Origin of the sequence: Pseudomonas sp. PDM30, assembly GCF_019218985.1 — a bacterium.
Classification (GTDB): domain Bacteria; phylum Pseudomonadota; class Gammaproteobacteria; order Pseudomonadales; family Pseudomonadaceae; genus Aquipseudomonas; species Aquipseudomonas jessenii.
In genome coordinates this window covers 21,140-35,636 of record NZ_JAHUWM010000006.1, presented here as the reverse complement: position 1 = coordinate 35,636, position 14,497 = coordinate 21,140, and the positions used below count along the sequence as shown (strand labels likewise).

Below are 14,497 nucleotides of genomic sequence, written 5' to 3'. Positions count from 1 at the left end.
CGAGCCCGCTCGCGATGGTCGTTAACGAAAACGCGGGGTATCTGAATGCCCGCGTCGTTCTTGAGTCCATCGCGAGCAGGCTCGCTCCTACAGGATCGGTGTACATCCTGGTTTACAAGCGTTCGATGATCGTCACGTTGGCCTGACCGCCGCCTTCGCACATGGTCTGCATGCCGAAGCGTCCGCCGCTGCGCTCCAGTTCATGCAGCAAGGTGCACATCAAGCGAGTGCCGGTGGCGCCCAATGGATGTCCGAGGGCAATCGCGCCGCCATTGACGTTGGTCTGTTCGTGGGGGTAGCCAGTCTCTTTCAACCAGGCCATGGCCACCGAGGCGAAGGCTTCGTTGATCTCCACACGGTCAATGTCTTCGAGCTTCATGCCGGCGCGCTTGAGTGCGTAAGCGGTGGCCGGGATCGGCGCGGTGAGCATCCAGATCGGGTCTTCGGCGCGCACGCTCAGGTGATGGATGCGTGCCCGTGGCGTCAGGCCGTAACGCTTGAGCGCCGCCTCCGAGACGATCAGCATCGCGCTGGCCGCGTCGCAGGTCTGGCTCGACACCGCGGCGGTGACCCGGTCACAGCCAAACAGGAATTCCAGCTCGGCCATTTTTTCCAGGCTGGTCTGGCGCGGGGTTTCGTCATGCAGCACACCGGCCAGCGGCACGATCTCGCGGTTGAAGCGGCCTTGCTCGATGGCCTGCAAGGCACGTCGATGGGACTCAAGCGAATAGGCTTCAAGTTGTGCCCGGGACAGGTCCCACTTTTCGGCGATCATCTGCGCCGAACGGAACTGCGTCGGTGGTTGCGCGCCATAGCGCCGCACCCAGCCTTCGGAACCGCTGAACGGATCAGTGAAACCCAAGGGCTCGGCGGCGATCATCGCCGAGGAAATCGGGATCTGGGTCATGGTCTGCACGCCACCGGCGATGACCACGTCCTGAGTCCCGCTCATCACCGCCTGGGCGGCGAAGTGCACCGCTTGCTGGGACGAGCCGCACTGGCGATCGATGGTGGTGCCCGGCACCGATTGCGACAGGCCGGCCGCCAGCCAACTGGTGCGGGCGATGTCACCGGCCAGCGGGCCGATGGTGTCGACACAGCCGAAGATCACGTCGTCGTAATCCTCGTCGGGAATGGCATTGCGCTCGACCAGCGCGCGCAATACGTGGGCGCCCAGGTCGGCGGCGTGGATCTGGCTCAGACCACCCTTGCGCCGCCCGGTGGGCGTACGCAGGGCGTCGACTATGTAGGCTTCAGGCATGGTCTACCTCTGTGAAAAATTGAAATCTGGTATTAAGAGCGCCGAAAAACCTGTGGGCGCGAGCTTGCTCGCGATTGCGTCAGTTCAGTCGACAAAAATGTTGAATGTGCTGCCGCCATCGCGAGCAAGCTCGCTCCCACAGGGATGTAGTCACCCTTACTGACGGGTTAGAACGTACTGCCCGCACCCAGCGCAGGCTTGCCGTCCAGCAACACAGCGCGAATCCGCCCCTTGTGCACACCGCGATCGCCCCAGACCTTGTCCAGCGCCCAGGCGCGCTTCATGAACAGATGCAAGTCGACTTCCCAGGTGTACCCCATGGCGCCGTGGGCCTGGATGGTGTTCTTCGCCGCAAGCATGGCCGCTTCCGCCGTTGCCAGCTTGGCGTGGGAGACGAATACGTCCTGATCTGCCTGCTGCTCTGCGAGCGCATAGGCGGCGCGATACAGCGGGCCTTTAGCGAACTCGATCTGCACCGCGACGTTAGCCATCAAATGCTTGACCGCCTGGAACGACCCCACCGGTTTGCCGAACTGCTTGCGCTCGAAGGTGTAGTCCACCGCCAGGTCGACCATGCGCTTGGCCAGTCCGAGCAATTGCGCGGCACTGGCGAGGGCGCCACGGTTGAAGGCAGCGGCCCACAAACGTCGGCCCTGTTCACCGCTGGCAACACAGGTGTCCGGCGTTGGCGTCCATTCGACCTGGAACAACTGACGGCTCGGGTCGACCGACTCGTTGCGGGTCAGGCGCACGGCATCACGCTCCAGGGCGTGCACTTCATCGCCACGGGCCAGCAACAGCAGATCGGCGACATGGGCATCGCTGACCAGCGGATTACCTGGCTCGGAAACCGCGAGACGCGCGCGGCCCTCGGCCACTCGCGACAGCCATTTTTGTTTGAGCGGGGCGTGTTGCTCATCCAGGGCGGCGAGCAACGGCACGCCGACCAGCATGGTGTCCACCAGCGGCTCAGGCAGACCGGCGTAACCGCACTCCTGGGCAATCAGCACGAAGTCCAGCTCATTCATGCCCATGCCGTCCTGTGCCTCGGGCACGGTCAGGGCGGTCAGGCCCAGTTCCACCAATTGCGCCCAGAGTTGCTCACTGCGCCCGCTGTCGCTCTGCCACAGTTCGCGAATGCGTTCCGGGGTGACTTCGTTGATCAGGAAGCTGCGGACGTTGTCCTGAAACAGCAGTTGGTCGCGGCTGAAACTAAAGTCCATGGTCTACTCCTCAGGCACGCGGCATGCCGAGCATGCGTTCGGCAATGATGTTGCGCTGGATCTCGTTGGTGCCGGCGTAGATCGGCCCGGCCTGGGCAAACAGGAAACCTTCCAGCCAATGGCCGACGTCACCGGCGGCCGGAGCTTGGGGCAGCAGCTCGCCACGCAAACCGAGAATACTCATGGCGGTGTCGTGCATGCGCTGGTCGAGTTCGGACCAGAAGATCTTGTTGGTCGACGACTCCGGCCCGATCTTGCCGCCCTGCACCAGTTGCGAGGCGGTCATGTAGGTGCCCAGGGTGTAGGCCTCGGCATCGAGCCAGGCGCGCATCACTGCTTCGCCAATGGCCGGGTCGCGGTCGGCCTGCTCGCGGTTGGCCAGGTACAACTGCACCAAGCGCTTGGCGGTTTCCTGGAAACGCGCAGGCGAGCGCAGCAGCAAACCGCGCTCGAAACCGGCGGTGGACATCGCCACGTGCCAGCCCATGCCTTCGCCACCGAGGGCGTTCTCCACCGGCACCTTGACGTCGTCGAAGAAAATCTCGGCGAAACCCGGCAAGCCATTGAGCTGCGGAATCGGCCGCACGGTGATCCCCGGCGTGTTCAGCGGCAGCAGGATGAACGTCAGGCCGTGATGGCGCTGAGACTGCGGGTCGGTGCGGAAAATACCGAACGCCCAGTCAGCCCACACCGCACGGGTCGACCAGGTTTTCTGGCCGTTGATCACGTAGTGGTCGCCCACCCGCTCAGCCTTGGAGCGGATCGCCGCCATGTCGGAACCGGCACCCGGCTCGGACCAGGCCTGGGCCCAGATGTCTTCGCCGGTGGCCATGCGCGGCAGGAATCGCGCTTTCTGCTCTTCGCTGCCGTACTCCATCAGGGTCGGGCCGAGCAGGAAGATGCCGTTCTGGTTGACCCGTGCCGGCGCCCCGGAACGGTAGTATTCCTCTTCGAAAATCAGCCACTCGATCAGGTCGCAACCACGGCCGCCGAGTTCGGTCGGCCAGGTGACCATGCCCCAACGGCCTTCATTGAGCTTGGCTTCCCAAGCGCGGTGCTCGGCAAAACCTTGCTCGGTGTCGAACGATTGCAGCGGTTCACTCGGTACATTGGCCGCCAGCCAGGTCCGCGCATCAAAGCGAAAGGCCTGCTGGGCCGGGGTATAGGTCAGGTCCATGGATATGCCTTCAGCCGTTGAATCGGGCATCGCGTTTCTCGACGAACGAGTCGCGTGCTTCCTGAGAGTCCAGTGAGCGGTAGGCTTCGAGGGTGAAGCCCTGCTCCCAGCGGTATTTGTCTTCCAGATTGCCGTCTTCGATGCCGCTCAGCGCTTCCTTGGCCAGGCTGATCATGCCCGGGCTCTTGGCGGCGATGGTGCGGGCGATCTGCAACGCGGCTTCGCGCAAGTCTTCGCGCTTGACCACCCGCTCCACCGCGCCCAGGCGGTAAGCTTCGGCGGCGTCGATGGCCTCGCCGGTGAAGTACATGTGGCGGACTTTCTGCACCGGGAACAACCGCTGCAAATGCGCACCGCCGCCCATGGCCCCGCGATCCACTTCCGGCACGCCGAAGGTGGCGCACTCGGACGCGACGATGATGTCGGCGGCGCCGCAGATGCCGATGCCGCCGCCCAGCACGAAGCCGTGCACTGCGACGATCACCGGTTTCGGATTGCGGTGGATCGCCTTGAAGCTGTCGTAGTTGCCCTTGTTAACGGCGACTATCAGGTTGCCGTCGGCGGCCAGTTCCTTGATATCGACCCCGGCGCAGAAGCCGCGCCCTTCGGCCCGGATCAGGATCACCCGCACCTCGGCATTGCGCCCCAGGCTTTCGATTTCGCTGGCGATGTCGGCCCAGCCCTGGCAGTTGAAGGCGTTGACCGGTGGCCGGTCGAACACCAGTTCCGCGATGCCGTTATCGATACTCACGCTAAATGGTTTCATGCTTTCCCCTTACGACACACGGCGGCACAGCTCGCCCAGGCGCACTTCGGCGTCGCGGACGATCTGTTCAATCAATTGGGCGCAGCTGGGCAAGCTGTCGATGGAGGCGGCGATTTGCCCGGCGGGCAAGACGCCCGCGGCCGGTTGCCCGTCGACCATGGCTTTCTGGATCACCATCGGCGCGTTGGCGGCCATGATGCTTTGCGCGGCGGTCAGCTCCCCGGCGCCGCGCATCTTCAAGGCACTGCCGAGCAACTGGGTCAGGCTCATGCCGGTGTGGCGGCGGTAGGCCAGGCCACTGCGCAATGCCAGCAACAGGCGCTTGAGGCCGCCGCTGTTTTCCAGTTGGTTAAGCAATTCGTTGCGGATCATCCGTTGCGGCATGCCGTCGATGGCGCGGCTGATGATGATCGCCGCCGGGTCCTTGACCGCCAGATAACGCGCAAGCGTCGCCTGGGGCACCGGGCTGTCGGCGCACATCAGGAAGCGCGTACCCATGGCGATGCCTTCGGCGCCGTAGGCCAGGGCCGAAACCAGGCCCCTGCCGTCCTTGAAACCGCCGGCCGCCACCACGGGCACCGACACCGCATTTACCACTTGATCCAGCAGCATCGAGGTCGGCACGGAGCCGGTATGCCCACCGCCCTCGCCGCCCTGTACGGTCACCGCATCGGCGCCCATTTCCACGGCTTTCTGCGCATGCTTGAGCGCGCCCACCGTGGGAATGCACACCACGCCGGCGTCCTTCAGGCGACTGATCATTTGCTTGCCCGGCGAACGGCTGTAGCTGACCGCCCGGACTTTGTGACGCAACACCAACTCGACGATCTCGCCGGCGTTGGCCTGGTACATGTGGAAATTCACCCCGAACGGCTGATCGGTCAGGCGCCGGGTTTCGATAATCGCCGCTTCCATCTGCTGCGGTTCGATGGTCGCCCCGGCCAGGAAACCGAAACCACCGGCATTGCCCGTGGCCGCCACCAGTTTCGGGTCGGCGACCCAGCCCATGGCGGTCTGGATGATCGGATAACGGCACCCGAGCAGTTGTGTCAAACGGGTATTCAACGAGATCGCCATGCTCACGCCTCGCCCGTTTTACGCTGGGAACTGGCCATGGCCTTGGCGTCGTAGCCGCCGAGGCGGTCGCCGGACACCAGTTCGTTGTGGGCATGAGCGAAGTGATGCAGACCGAACACCATGTCCATGGTCGCGCGCTTGCCCATCAGGTCTTCGGCGTTGTTCACCGCCTGCTTGCTCAGCTGCAGGCCCAGGCGCGGCATCTGTGCGATGCGCCCGGCGATGTCGAGGGTCTGTTGTTCCAGCTCGTCGCGAGCAACCACCCGATTGAGCATGCCCATCTGATAGGCACGCGGTGCCGGCATGCGCTCGCCGAGGAACAGGAACTCCTTGGCGATGCGCGGATTGAGTTCATGCACGTGGGCGAAATACTCGACCCCGGGAATGCCCATTCGCACCACCGGATCGGCGAAGTAAGCATCCTCGCTGGCCACGATCAGGTCGCAGACCCAGGCCAGCATCAACCCACCGGCAATGCACGCGCCCTGGACCATGGCGATGGTCGGCTTGGGCATCTCGCGCCAACGGCGGCACATGCCCAGATAGACTTCCTGCTCACGGGCATACAAAAACTCGCCGCCCGGTTTGTTCACATGGTCGTACCACAGGCTGGCGCGGTCGAACGTCTTGTCGACGTCGCGGCCCGGGGTGCCGATGTCATGCCCGGCGGAGAAATGCTTGCCGGCGCCACGCAACACAATGACCTTCACTTCATCGTCATCGCAGGCCCGGCGAAACGCCGCGTCCAGCGCATAGGTCATCTGCGAGTTCTGCGCGTTGTGGAACTCGGGGCGGTTCATGGTGACAAGGGCCACCGCGCCACGCACCTCGTACAGCACCACCTCGGCCTGATTGTTATCGTTATGTTCAGCCATCACTTTTCTCCGCAACGCGTTGCTCAGCGTTGGCCTGGCGGGTTGTCTTTGAGTTGCAGGGCGCGCAGGTTGTGCGGGTCCAGACGCTGGATCAGCTGCAACTGCTCGGCCGTCGGCGCGGCAGTGGTCGGGCAATCGTCCGGCACGTGCAGCTCGAAGCCGGTGTTGTCCTGGACTTGCGCCGCCGTCACGCCGGGGTGCAGCGAACGGATGCGCATCTGCCGTTGCGGGCCCTGGAAATCCAGCACGCAGAGGTCGGTGATGATCAGGCGGATGTCGATGTCGTTCAGCGACCAGCCCCGTGCCAGTCGGGCCGGGTTGTAGCCGACCGAGGCGACCATATCGACCTCGCCTTCGACGAATACCCGGCGGTTGTGGCTCGGCACGCAAAACGAGTTGGCGTGGCTGATCGAGTTGCCGGGAAAACCGCGTACACCGAGCATCTGCGCCTTGGGTTTGACGTAGTCGCCGATGCAGGAAATGTTGGCCTGGCCAAAGCGGTCGATCTGGGTCGGGCCCACCAGGGCATGGCGCTTGCCGCCCCAGACGTTGTCGAAAATCCGCGAGAAACCCATCCAGCTGTCGCGCTTGGGTTCATAGCCTTTGCGCGCGCCCAACGGCACCGGCTCGGCAACCATGTAGGCTTCGGAGTCGGTCATCAGCAGTTGCGGGTTGCTGGTCAGCATGGCCAGCGAAGCGGCCAGACGCGGAATCACGCCGATGCCGGAGGCCAATACTTCGCCGTCTTCGCGCCAGGCTTCGGAGGCCGCGCAGATCATCAACTCGGCGAGGCTGTAATCAGTAGTGCTCATCGGAAGGTTCCCTTAGAAAATCGGCAACGGCAGTTCACGGATCGCAGCCAGGCCGCCGACCTTTTCCAGATACTGTTCGTGGGTGCAGTCGACGTAGTCGCGCACATAGCCCTGCCAGCCATCGGCCGCCTGGACCGTGGCGTTGTAGGCCTTGAAGTGCGCGACGTCGAAACCGTACAGCGGCGCGCACGAAGACGGATGCGCCCCGCCCGGCACATGGGCCACGGCGGTGGTCAGGTTGCGTTCCCAGAACACTTGATGGGCGTGGGCGCTGTCCTGATGGAAATACTCGCTGTCGACCAGTTCATCGCAGGTCACGTAGCTGTGGGTCGCGGCCCGCACAAACAGGTCGTCCATGTAGTGATCCGGACCGCTGATCTGACACACCCCGCGTTTATCGGCACGGTCGACGTGCACCAGCGCCGCGTCGAGCTTGAGCGCCGGCATCGCCACCCAGTCCTTGCCATCGGCATAGGGCGAGGCGATCAACTTGATCTGGCGGTTGTGGCGCAACACATCGGTGCCCAGGCCCACCGCCGTCGGAATGAACGGCACATTCATCGCCGCCGCGCGCAGACCGAGCAGCAGCATGCCTTCGTCGATCTCCATCACTTCCAGCGCCGCTTCCTGGCGCGCCTTGCGGAAGTACGGTTCCAGCGGAATAAAGTCCAGGGAAACGAAGGCGAACACCAGTTTCTTGATCTTGCCGGCCGCGCAGAGCATGCCGACATCGGCACCGCCGTAGGCAACCACGGTCAGGTCCTTGAGGTCCGAGCGCAGAATCTCGCGCACCAGCGCCATCGGCTTGCGCCGCGGGCCCCAGCCACCGATACCGATGGTCATGCCGTCACGCAGTTGGCCGACGATCTCGGCGGTGGTCATTTGCTTGTCCATCGTCATGTTCCTCATTGGCGACCGACACTGAAGTCGTGGCCCCAGTGGCTGACCACGGTGCTTTCGAACGGCGTGTGGCGGTCCCAGTCGACCACCAGGCCATCGCAGCCGTATTCCAGGTCAAACCCGGACGGGGTCTTGATATAGAAAGAAATCATCTGGTCGTTGGTGTGCTGACCGAGGGTGGCCGACAGCTTCACGCCATTGGCGTGGACGCGGTCCAGGGCGCGGCCGACTTCGTCCAGCGCGTTGACCTCGACCATCATGTGCACGCAGCCGTGGGGCATCGGGCACTCGAAAATCGCCAGCGAGTGGTGGCGGCCGTTGTTGCAGTGCAGAAAGTGAATACGTTTTTGCGGCTCGGCCGGGTCCGGGGTGAAGCGCACTTTCATCAGGTCCGACAGGCCAAAACCCAGCACCTGCTCGTAGAAGTCGCGGCAGCGCTCGAAGGCAGGTGCCGGCAGCACTACGTGGCCCATGCCCAGTTCGTTGGTAACGAACCCTTTGACGCCCACCGGCGAGACGAAACGGGCGAAGTCCTGCAACGGGCCCCAGAAGATTTCGTGACGGTTGCCATCCGGGTCGCTGAAGTGCACCAGCTCCTGGACCTTGCGCAGCTCGGCCTCGGCCGCGGTACCACGGGTCACTTGCACATCGGCCTGTTGCAACTCGCTGACCGCCTGTTCCAGCGCCGCCTTGCCGGCCACTTCCCAGCCGCAGGCACCGAAGCCGTTCTCGACGTTCTTCTGCACCAGGATGCGGTAGTGGCGCTCGTCCATCTTCAGGTACAGGTGCGCGTCGTCATCAGATCCGATGACCATCATGCCCAGCACCTGGCTTGCGTAGTGGCGCCATTGCGCCAGATCGCTGGATAACAGGGTGACGTAACCCAGACCACGGATATCCATGGATGCACTCCTCGTTTTTCTCAGGCGGTGCCGCCCTTCGGCGACTGCCGGGGGAGACTTTATGTAGGGCCTATTCAAACGGGTTCGGGCAGGGGCAACATCGTCCAATGGGACTAGCGGAAATGATGGCGCGGAACCTGAAAAACCTGTGGGAGCGAGCTTGCTCGCAATGGCGGTGTGTCAGTCAACAGAGATGCTGGATGACAGGGCCTCATCGCGAGCAAGCTCGCTCCCACAGGGGGGGGGTGCGGGTTTATGCAGCTGGTTCGATTTGATCGAGCACGCGATTCGCGGTGATTTCGGCGAGCATTACGCTATTGGAAATACCCAGCAGTGCATTACGGTCACCGCCCTCCAGATGATCCACCAGTTGATGCACCATCACATCCACCGAGGCCAACGTCTCGACGAGATAGACCACCAGGGTTTCGGTCGTAGCGTCAGGGTCGACGGTAAACAGTGTGCTGATTGTTCGAGGAGTGGCTTTGATGTCGGCTGTCGAGGGGAAGTGGTAAGCGAGGGCAGGCTCGGCGGCCTCGTTGAGTTTTTTGGAATCGGGCTCGTACGGGGATGCCGGATCGGTGTCCGGCGGGTTTGGCGTTACCTTGAACATTTACGACTCTCCAATAATTTGGAGCCGTCACCGACTTGCGACTAAACGAGAGGTGGCAGCTGTACGCAGGTTAGTCGACCGGGGAGAATCGAAACCGGCGCGCCCAAAGGCGCCCTGCGCACAGCTACCATAAAGTGCAGGTATGAAATGACCTGACTGTCTGGATGCAGATGCGCTTCGATTGACCACGGGCGACTAAACCCGATCACTGATGGGCAGTGACGCGAATCAAGTTACCGAGCGGCCCCAAGGCGCACAAGCCGGCGGATTCTGGCGTACCTGTAGGCAACGACGCAAGGCGGTGTAGCTTTCATCAAGTAACACTGACAGCCGTTAAACAGACTTCGTTTAACAACCCAAAAACCTGTGGGAGCGAGCTTGCTCGCGATGGGGCCATACCACTCAACATCGATGTTGAATGCAAGACCGCCATCGCGAGCAAGCTCGCTCCAACAGAGGGGCATGTGATGGTCAAGTTAGTGCAAGCATAAAAAAACGGGCCTTGGGGACCCGTTGGAAAGTTGGCCTGACGTCCGTGCCAGGCCTGAAATGCGTTCAACTGTAGGAGCGAACCTGCTCGCGATGGTCGCCAACGATAACGCTGCAAGCCTGGCACCCCGCGGCGTTCTCAGGTTTATCGCGAGCAGGCTCGCTCCTACAAGGGGTATGCGGTGTTCATGCGTTTAGCGTCAACTATCACGCCTTGCGGAAATGCGGAATCACCTTCTCGCCAATGTTCTTCAAGGTCTCCAGCTGCGCCCACTGCGGCACGGTGCCCATCTGACAGATGAACAGGATTTCGTCGGCGCCGGCATCGATCAGGCGCTGCACGTAGCCGATGCAATCCTCGACGGTGCCGTAGGCGTGGTTCGGGTTCATCATGGCCATGGTCGGGTCGGAGAAGTCGACACTGACTTCTTCAGAGGCGAAGCGCGACTTGATCACGCTCTGGCCATTGCCATCGACGAAGGTGTCGTCCTTCCACTTCTCCGGATCCGGACGCTCGCCACCGCCGTACCAGTAGCCCAACGACTCCATGAAGTAACGCTGGCCACGGATACCGATGCGGCGCGCTTCTGCGTTGTCGTCCAGCACGATGGCCGGGCACAGCGCGGCAATGTGACGGTTAGGGCGGAAGCCCACTTGCTTCTTTTCATCGCGGTTGTCGTAGGCCGTGTGATACACCTCAACCTTCTTGGCGATCTCTTCCGGGCCACCAAAGCCCAGCACCAGCGCGCCCATGCCACGACCGCCGGCATTTTTCAGCGACTCGGTGTTGGTGCACGCCAGGTACATCGGCGGGTGCGGGTCCTGATACGGCTTTGGATGGATCGGACGCTTGGGGATCTGCACGAAGTCGCCGTTGTGCTCGATCTCGTCCTGCACGAACATTTTCGGAATCAGGTACATCATCTCGTCGATCTGCGGCTGCAAGGTCGCCAGGTCGTAGCCGAAGGTGCCGGCTTCCTGCTGGGTACCGCCCTTGCCCACGCCAAAGTGCACACGGCCCTTGGACAGCAGGTCGAGGGTGGCGATGCGCTCGGCGACCTTGACCGGGTGGTTCATCGCCGGAGGCAGGCAGACCACGCCGTGGCCGATACCGATGCGCTCGGTTTTACCGGCCACGAAAGCCAGCATGGTTTCCGGCGCGGACATGTGTGAGTAGTTGCTCAGCGCCGTGTGTTCCACGCACCAGAAAGTGTCAAAACCCAGCTTGTCGGCCAGCACGGCCTGCTCGACGGTGTCTTCGAAAATCTTGCGGTCGCCTTCGCGGCTGGAGTCCACCGTCTGGGCTTCGTAAATCAGGGAAAATTTCATGGTTGATCCTTGTGCTTATTTGGATGCGCAGTCGGCGCCGTAGACCTTCGCCTTGCCGCCAATGCTCGGGCATCGGCGGGGCGCTCGAATCACGCAAACGGACTAGCCCGATTCATAGAAAAGAGCTGTACGCCAGCGTCAGAGGAAAAAGTCGCTGCTGTCCTGCCCCATGCTGACCCCGCCGAGGTTCCAGGCGTACTTGGCCGGGCTGTTGGCGACGTGGGCGCGACCGGTGTGAATATCACGGAACGCTCGGTTGATCGGATGGCTGCGGAAGATCGTCGAAGCACCGCTGTTGAACATCAGGTCACCAGCGGCCTTGGCGCACTTGTCGGCCACCAGCGCCGAGTCGTAACGCATCTTCACCCGCTCGGGCATGCTCAACGGCTCACCCTTCTGCGCGCGCTCCAGCATCAGGGCGAAGTTGCGATGCAGCACGGTCTTGCACTCATCGACGCAGACCATGGCGTTGGCCAGCGCCGATTGCGCGGCCGGGTCCTGGACCATCTTGCGACCGTCATTGACCCCGACCCGGGCGCGGTTGTGCTCGACAAACTGATCCACCGCGCCTTGCAGGGCACCGATGGCCGAGGAGGAAACCGCACGCACGAAAATCTGACCGAATGGCAGGCGGAACAACGGCGCGGTGTTGACCGCATTGCCCGGACTGTTCTGCATGAAACCGTCGAGGGCGCGATGGGTGCGGTACTCGGGAACGAAGGCGTTCTCCACCAGAATGTCGTGGGAGCCGGTGGCTTCCAGGCCCATGACGTTCCAGTTGTCGAGAATCTGGTAGTCGCTGCGCGGCACCAGGAACGTCCGGTAATCCGGCGCCCCGCCCGCCTCTGCCGGCGGCACCAGCGCACCGAGGAACGCCCACTCACAATGCTTGCTGCCGGAGGAAAAGCCCCAGCGACCACTCAATTTGAAACCACCCTCGACCCGCTCGACCTTGCCCACCGGCATATAGGAAGAGGAGATCAGCACGCTGGAATCCCTGCCCCAGACATCCTGCGCGGCGCGGTCGTCGAACAGCGCCAGTTGCCAGTTGTGGATCGCCACCACCCCCAGTACCCAGGCCGAGGACATGCAGCCTTCGGCAAGGGTCATCTGTACGTCGAAGAAGTCCTTGGGCTCCAGCTCATAGCCTTCCCAACGGGACGGTTGCAGGATGCGAAAGAACCCGGCGTCCTGGAAATCCTTCAGGGTTTCTTCGGGCAACTGGCCTGCTTGCGCGGCGTTCAGGGCACGTTCACGCAGGATCGGCACCAACTCGCGGGCACGTTGGCTCAGACGCTGGCGAATCAGGTCTTGGTTGAGCATTTTTATTGTTCTCCTTTGTTCACCCCATCCGCCGGGGCGCGCGTGCAACGGGGCGGATGTAGCGCCCCTACACTGGCATTCAAACAATGCGCAACGCAGGGGACATCCCTCAAACGGACCATGTGGGATTGGGGAACAGGTATCTGGGGAGGTGTATTAGAAAGGGATGTGTTGCTTGGCAGGCTGCCATCGCGAGCAGGCTCGCTCTCCGGTCTCCGGTTTTACTCGGGACTTGTGGCCACTGAAGATCCCTGTGGGAGCGAGCTTGCTCGCGATGGCTTTGTGTCAGGCGATAAGTGTTTTGTGGGTGTACATATCCGTTGCTGCGGTAACGGCCACTCAGGGTTCCGCCCTTACGGCGGGTCACTTGGAAAAGCCCCAAGTAACCAAGGGCTCTTGCCCCTTTCGTTCGGTGCCTCGCTTAGGCTCGGCATGCCCTCGCTCCGGTCCTGCTCCGTGGGCCCGCCGCCATCGGCCATCCATGGCCGGGGGCGGCTAACCCGGCATCCATGCCGGGTTGCCCACTGCGCAGAACCTCCACTCGGCCTCACGAGGGGGCAAGAAGATCAAAAGCCAAAGCCAAAGCGAGGCGGCCTGCTGGCCGGCCTGATCGCAATTGAACGCGTTTCCCTGTAGGAGCGAGCTTGCTCGCGAAAAACGCCAGGACAACGCGGGCATTCAGGTAGCACGCGTTATCGTTGACGTCCATCGCGAGCAAGCTCGCTCCCACAGAAGAGCAGAGCAAAAGCAGAGCATCCCGCACCACCGCGTCGCTTCTCACCACTCATCAGGCCGAGCGTTAGCTCGCCTGCAGCTTTTGATCTTGATCCACCCGCCCCCTCGGCAGGCTGAGTGGAGGTGTTCATCCGGGGATTGGCGCGCAGCGCCGTTCGACGCAGTCGAACACATCGCATGTAGGTGCCAGCGAAGCCAACCGGAGGGCGATGCCCCCGGATGAATGCCGGAGCGAAGGAACCCCGAGCCTTGGCGAGGGCCGTACGTTCGGGGCGAGACTTTTTGGTTCCTTTTGTGTCGTTTGACAAAAGGGACTCGCCGTAAGGGCGAAACCGCCAGCCGCCATTACCGCAGAAACGGATATGTACTCAATCAACCAAGAGCCTGGTCGGCCCAGAGGCCGCCAAGGCCTAGTCCCCTCGGACGATGCTCCAGACAAGAGCCAGAGCAAGAATCCATCGCACCCAACCCCCAACAAAAAAAAGGCCCAGCGCGATGAACGACGCCAACCTCAAAGCCGACATGCTCCAGGCCATGCGCCGCCTGGCCAAGTCAGTCACCATTATCAGCACCAGCAACGGCACCGAACGCTTCGCCATGGCCGCCACGGCCGTCGACTCGCTGAGCACCGAGCCACCATCGCTGCTGATCTGCGTCAACAAGACCGCCTCGCCCCACGCCGCACTGGCGACCGGCGCCGACTTCTGCGTCAACATCCTCGGCGTCGAACAACAAGACCTGGCCAACCTGTGCAGCGGCGCGATCAAGGGCGAAGCGCGCTTCGACCGTGGCAACTGGCTGACCAGCCCCGGCGGCATTCCTTACCTGGGTGACGCACAGTCGGCGATCCTCTGCCGCCAGGACGGCCACTTCAGCTACGGCACCCACACCGTGTTCATCGGACGCATCCTGCAGATCCACACCACCGCCGAAATCACCCCGCTGGTCTACCTCGACGGCAGCTACACCACCACCGCCAAACCCGCACCCTCTCTCGCTGCTGCTGGCTGAGGCC

The 14,497-nt window shown here is 62.7% G+C and carries 13 protein-coding genes; 1 reads left to right on the top strand and 12 read right to left on the bottom strand.

The genetic code is table 11. From position 1 onward, the window contains the following. Positions 1–112: 112 nt before the first annotated feature. The 12 genes from KW840_RS15560 to KW840_RS15505 all read right to left on the bottom strand — a co-directional run bounded on the left by KW840_RS15560 (position 113) and on the right by KW840_RS15505 (position 12,747). Positions 113–1,261, bottom strand: a complete 1,149-nt coding sequence (locus KW840_RS15560; RefSeq protein ID WP_057714080.1) for an acetyl-CoA C-acetyltransferase — start codon at positions 1,259–1,261, stop codon at positions 113–115. Between the two features lie 167 nt (positions 1,262–1,428). Next, on the bottom strand, positions 1,429–2,484 hold the full coding sequence (locus KW840_RS15555) for an acyl-CoA dehydrogenase family protein (RefSeq protein ID WP_218496139.1): 1,056 nt from the start codon (positions 2,482–2,484) through the stop codon (positions 1,429–1,431). A 10-nt stretch (positions 2,485–2,494) separates the two neighbouring features. Next, on the bottom strand, positions 2,495–3,661 hold the full coding sequence (locus tag KW840_RS15550; protein WP_057714078.1) for an acyl-CoA dehydrogenase family protein: 1,167 nt from the start codon (positions 3,659–3,661) through the stop codon (positions 2,495–2,497). Between the two features lie 10 nt (positions 3,662–3,671). After that, positions 3,672–4,427: an enoyl-CoA hydratase family protein gene (locus KW840_RS15545; RefSeq protein ID WP_090456721.1), complete on the bottom strand. Its 756-nt coding sequence runs from the start codon at positions 4,425–4,427 to the stop codon at positions 3,672–3,674. 9 nt (positions 4,428–4,436) lie between these two features. Continuing rightward, positions 4,437–5,504, bottom strand: coding sequence for a nitronate monooxygenase family protein (locus KW840_RS15540; RefSeq protein WP_057714076.1), 1,068 nt, complete (start codon positions 5,502–5,504; stop codon positions 4,437–4,439). Between the two features lie 2 nt (positions 5,505–5,506). Next, positions 5,507–6,379: an enoyl-CoA hydratase gene (locus KW840_RS15535; RefSeq protein ID WP_046043072.1), complete on the bottom strand. Its 873-nt coding sequence runs from the start codon at positions 6,377–6,379 to the stop codon at positions 5,507–5,509. Positions 6,380–6,402: 23 nt separating this feature from the next. Next, complete coding sequence (locus tag KW840_RS15530; RefSeq protein ID WP_218496128.1) at positions 6,403–7,191, bottom strand: CoA-transferase subunit beta; 789 nt, start codon at positions 7,189–7,191, stop codon at positions 6,403–6,405. A gap of 12 nt (positions 7,192–7,203) precedes the next feature. Continuing rightward, positions 7,204–8,085 (bottom strand): CoA transferase subunit A, encoded by an 882-nt coding sequence (locus tag KW840_RS15525; protein ID WP_218496126.1) that lies wholly within the window; start codon positions 8,083–8,085, stop codon positions 7,204–7,206. Between the two features lie 11 nt (positions 8,086–8,096). Then, positions 8,097–8,993: a VOC family protein gene (locus KW840_RS15520; RefSeq protein WP_057714072.1), complete on the bottom strand. Its 897-nt coding sequence runs from the start codon at positions 8,991–8,993 to the stop codon at positions 8,097–8,099. Between the two features lie 253 nt (positions 8,994–9,246). Next, positions 9,247–9,606: a DUF6124 family protein gene (locus KW840_RS15515; RefSeq protein WP_154861394.1), complete on the bottom strand. Its 360-nt coding sequence runs from the start codon at positions 9,604–9,606 to the stop codon at positions 9,247–9,249. 696 nt (positions 9,607–10,302) lie between these two features. Then, the gene (locus KW840_RS15510) at positions 10,303–11,424 is read right to left on the bottom strand and encodes an LLM class flavin-dependent oxidoreductase (protein WP_102672755.1); all 1,122 of its coding nucleotides are present in this window, start codon (positions 11,422–11,424) and stop codon (positions 10,303–10,305) included. Positions 11,425–11,562: 138 nt separating this feature from the next. Further along, positions 11,563–12,747 (bottom strand): flavin-dependent monooxygenase, encoded by a 1,185-nt coding sequence (locus tag KW840_RS15505; protein ID WP_150812557.1) that lies wholly within the window; start codon positions 12,745–12,747, stop codon positions 11,563–11,565. Between the two features lie 1,230 nt (positions 12,748–13,977). On the opposite strand from KW840_RS15505, the gene KW840_RS15500 reads away from it, so the two are divergent. Beyond that, entirely contained in the window at positions 13,978–14,493 is a 516-nt protein-coding gene (locus KW840_RS15500; protein ID WP_218496125.1) for a flavin reductase family protein, read from the top strand. Positions 14,494–14,497 lie beyond the last annotated feature (4 nt).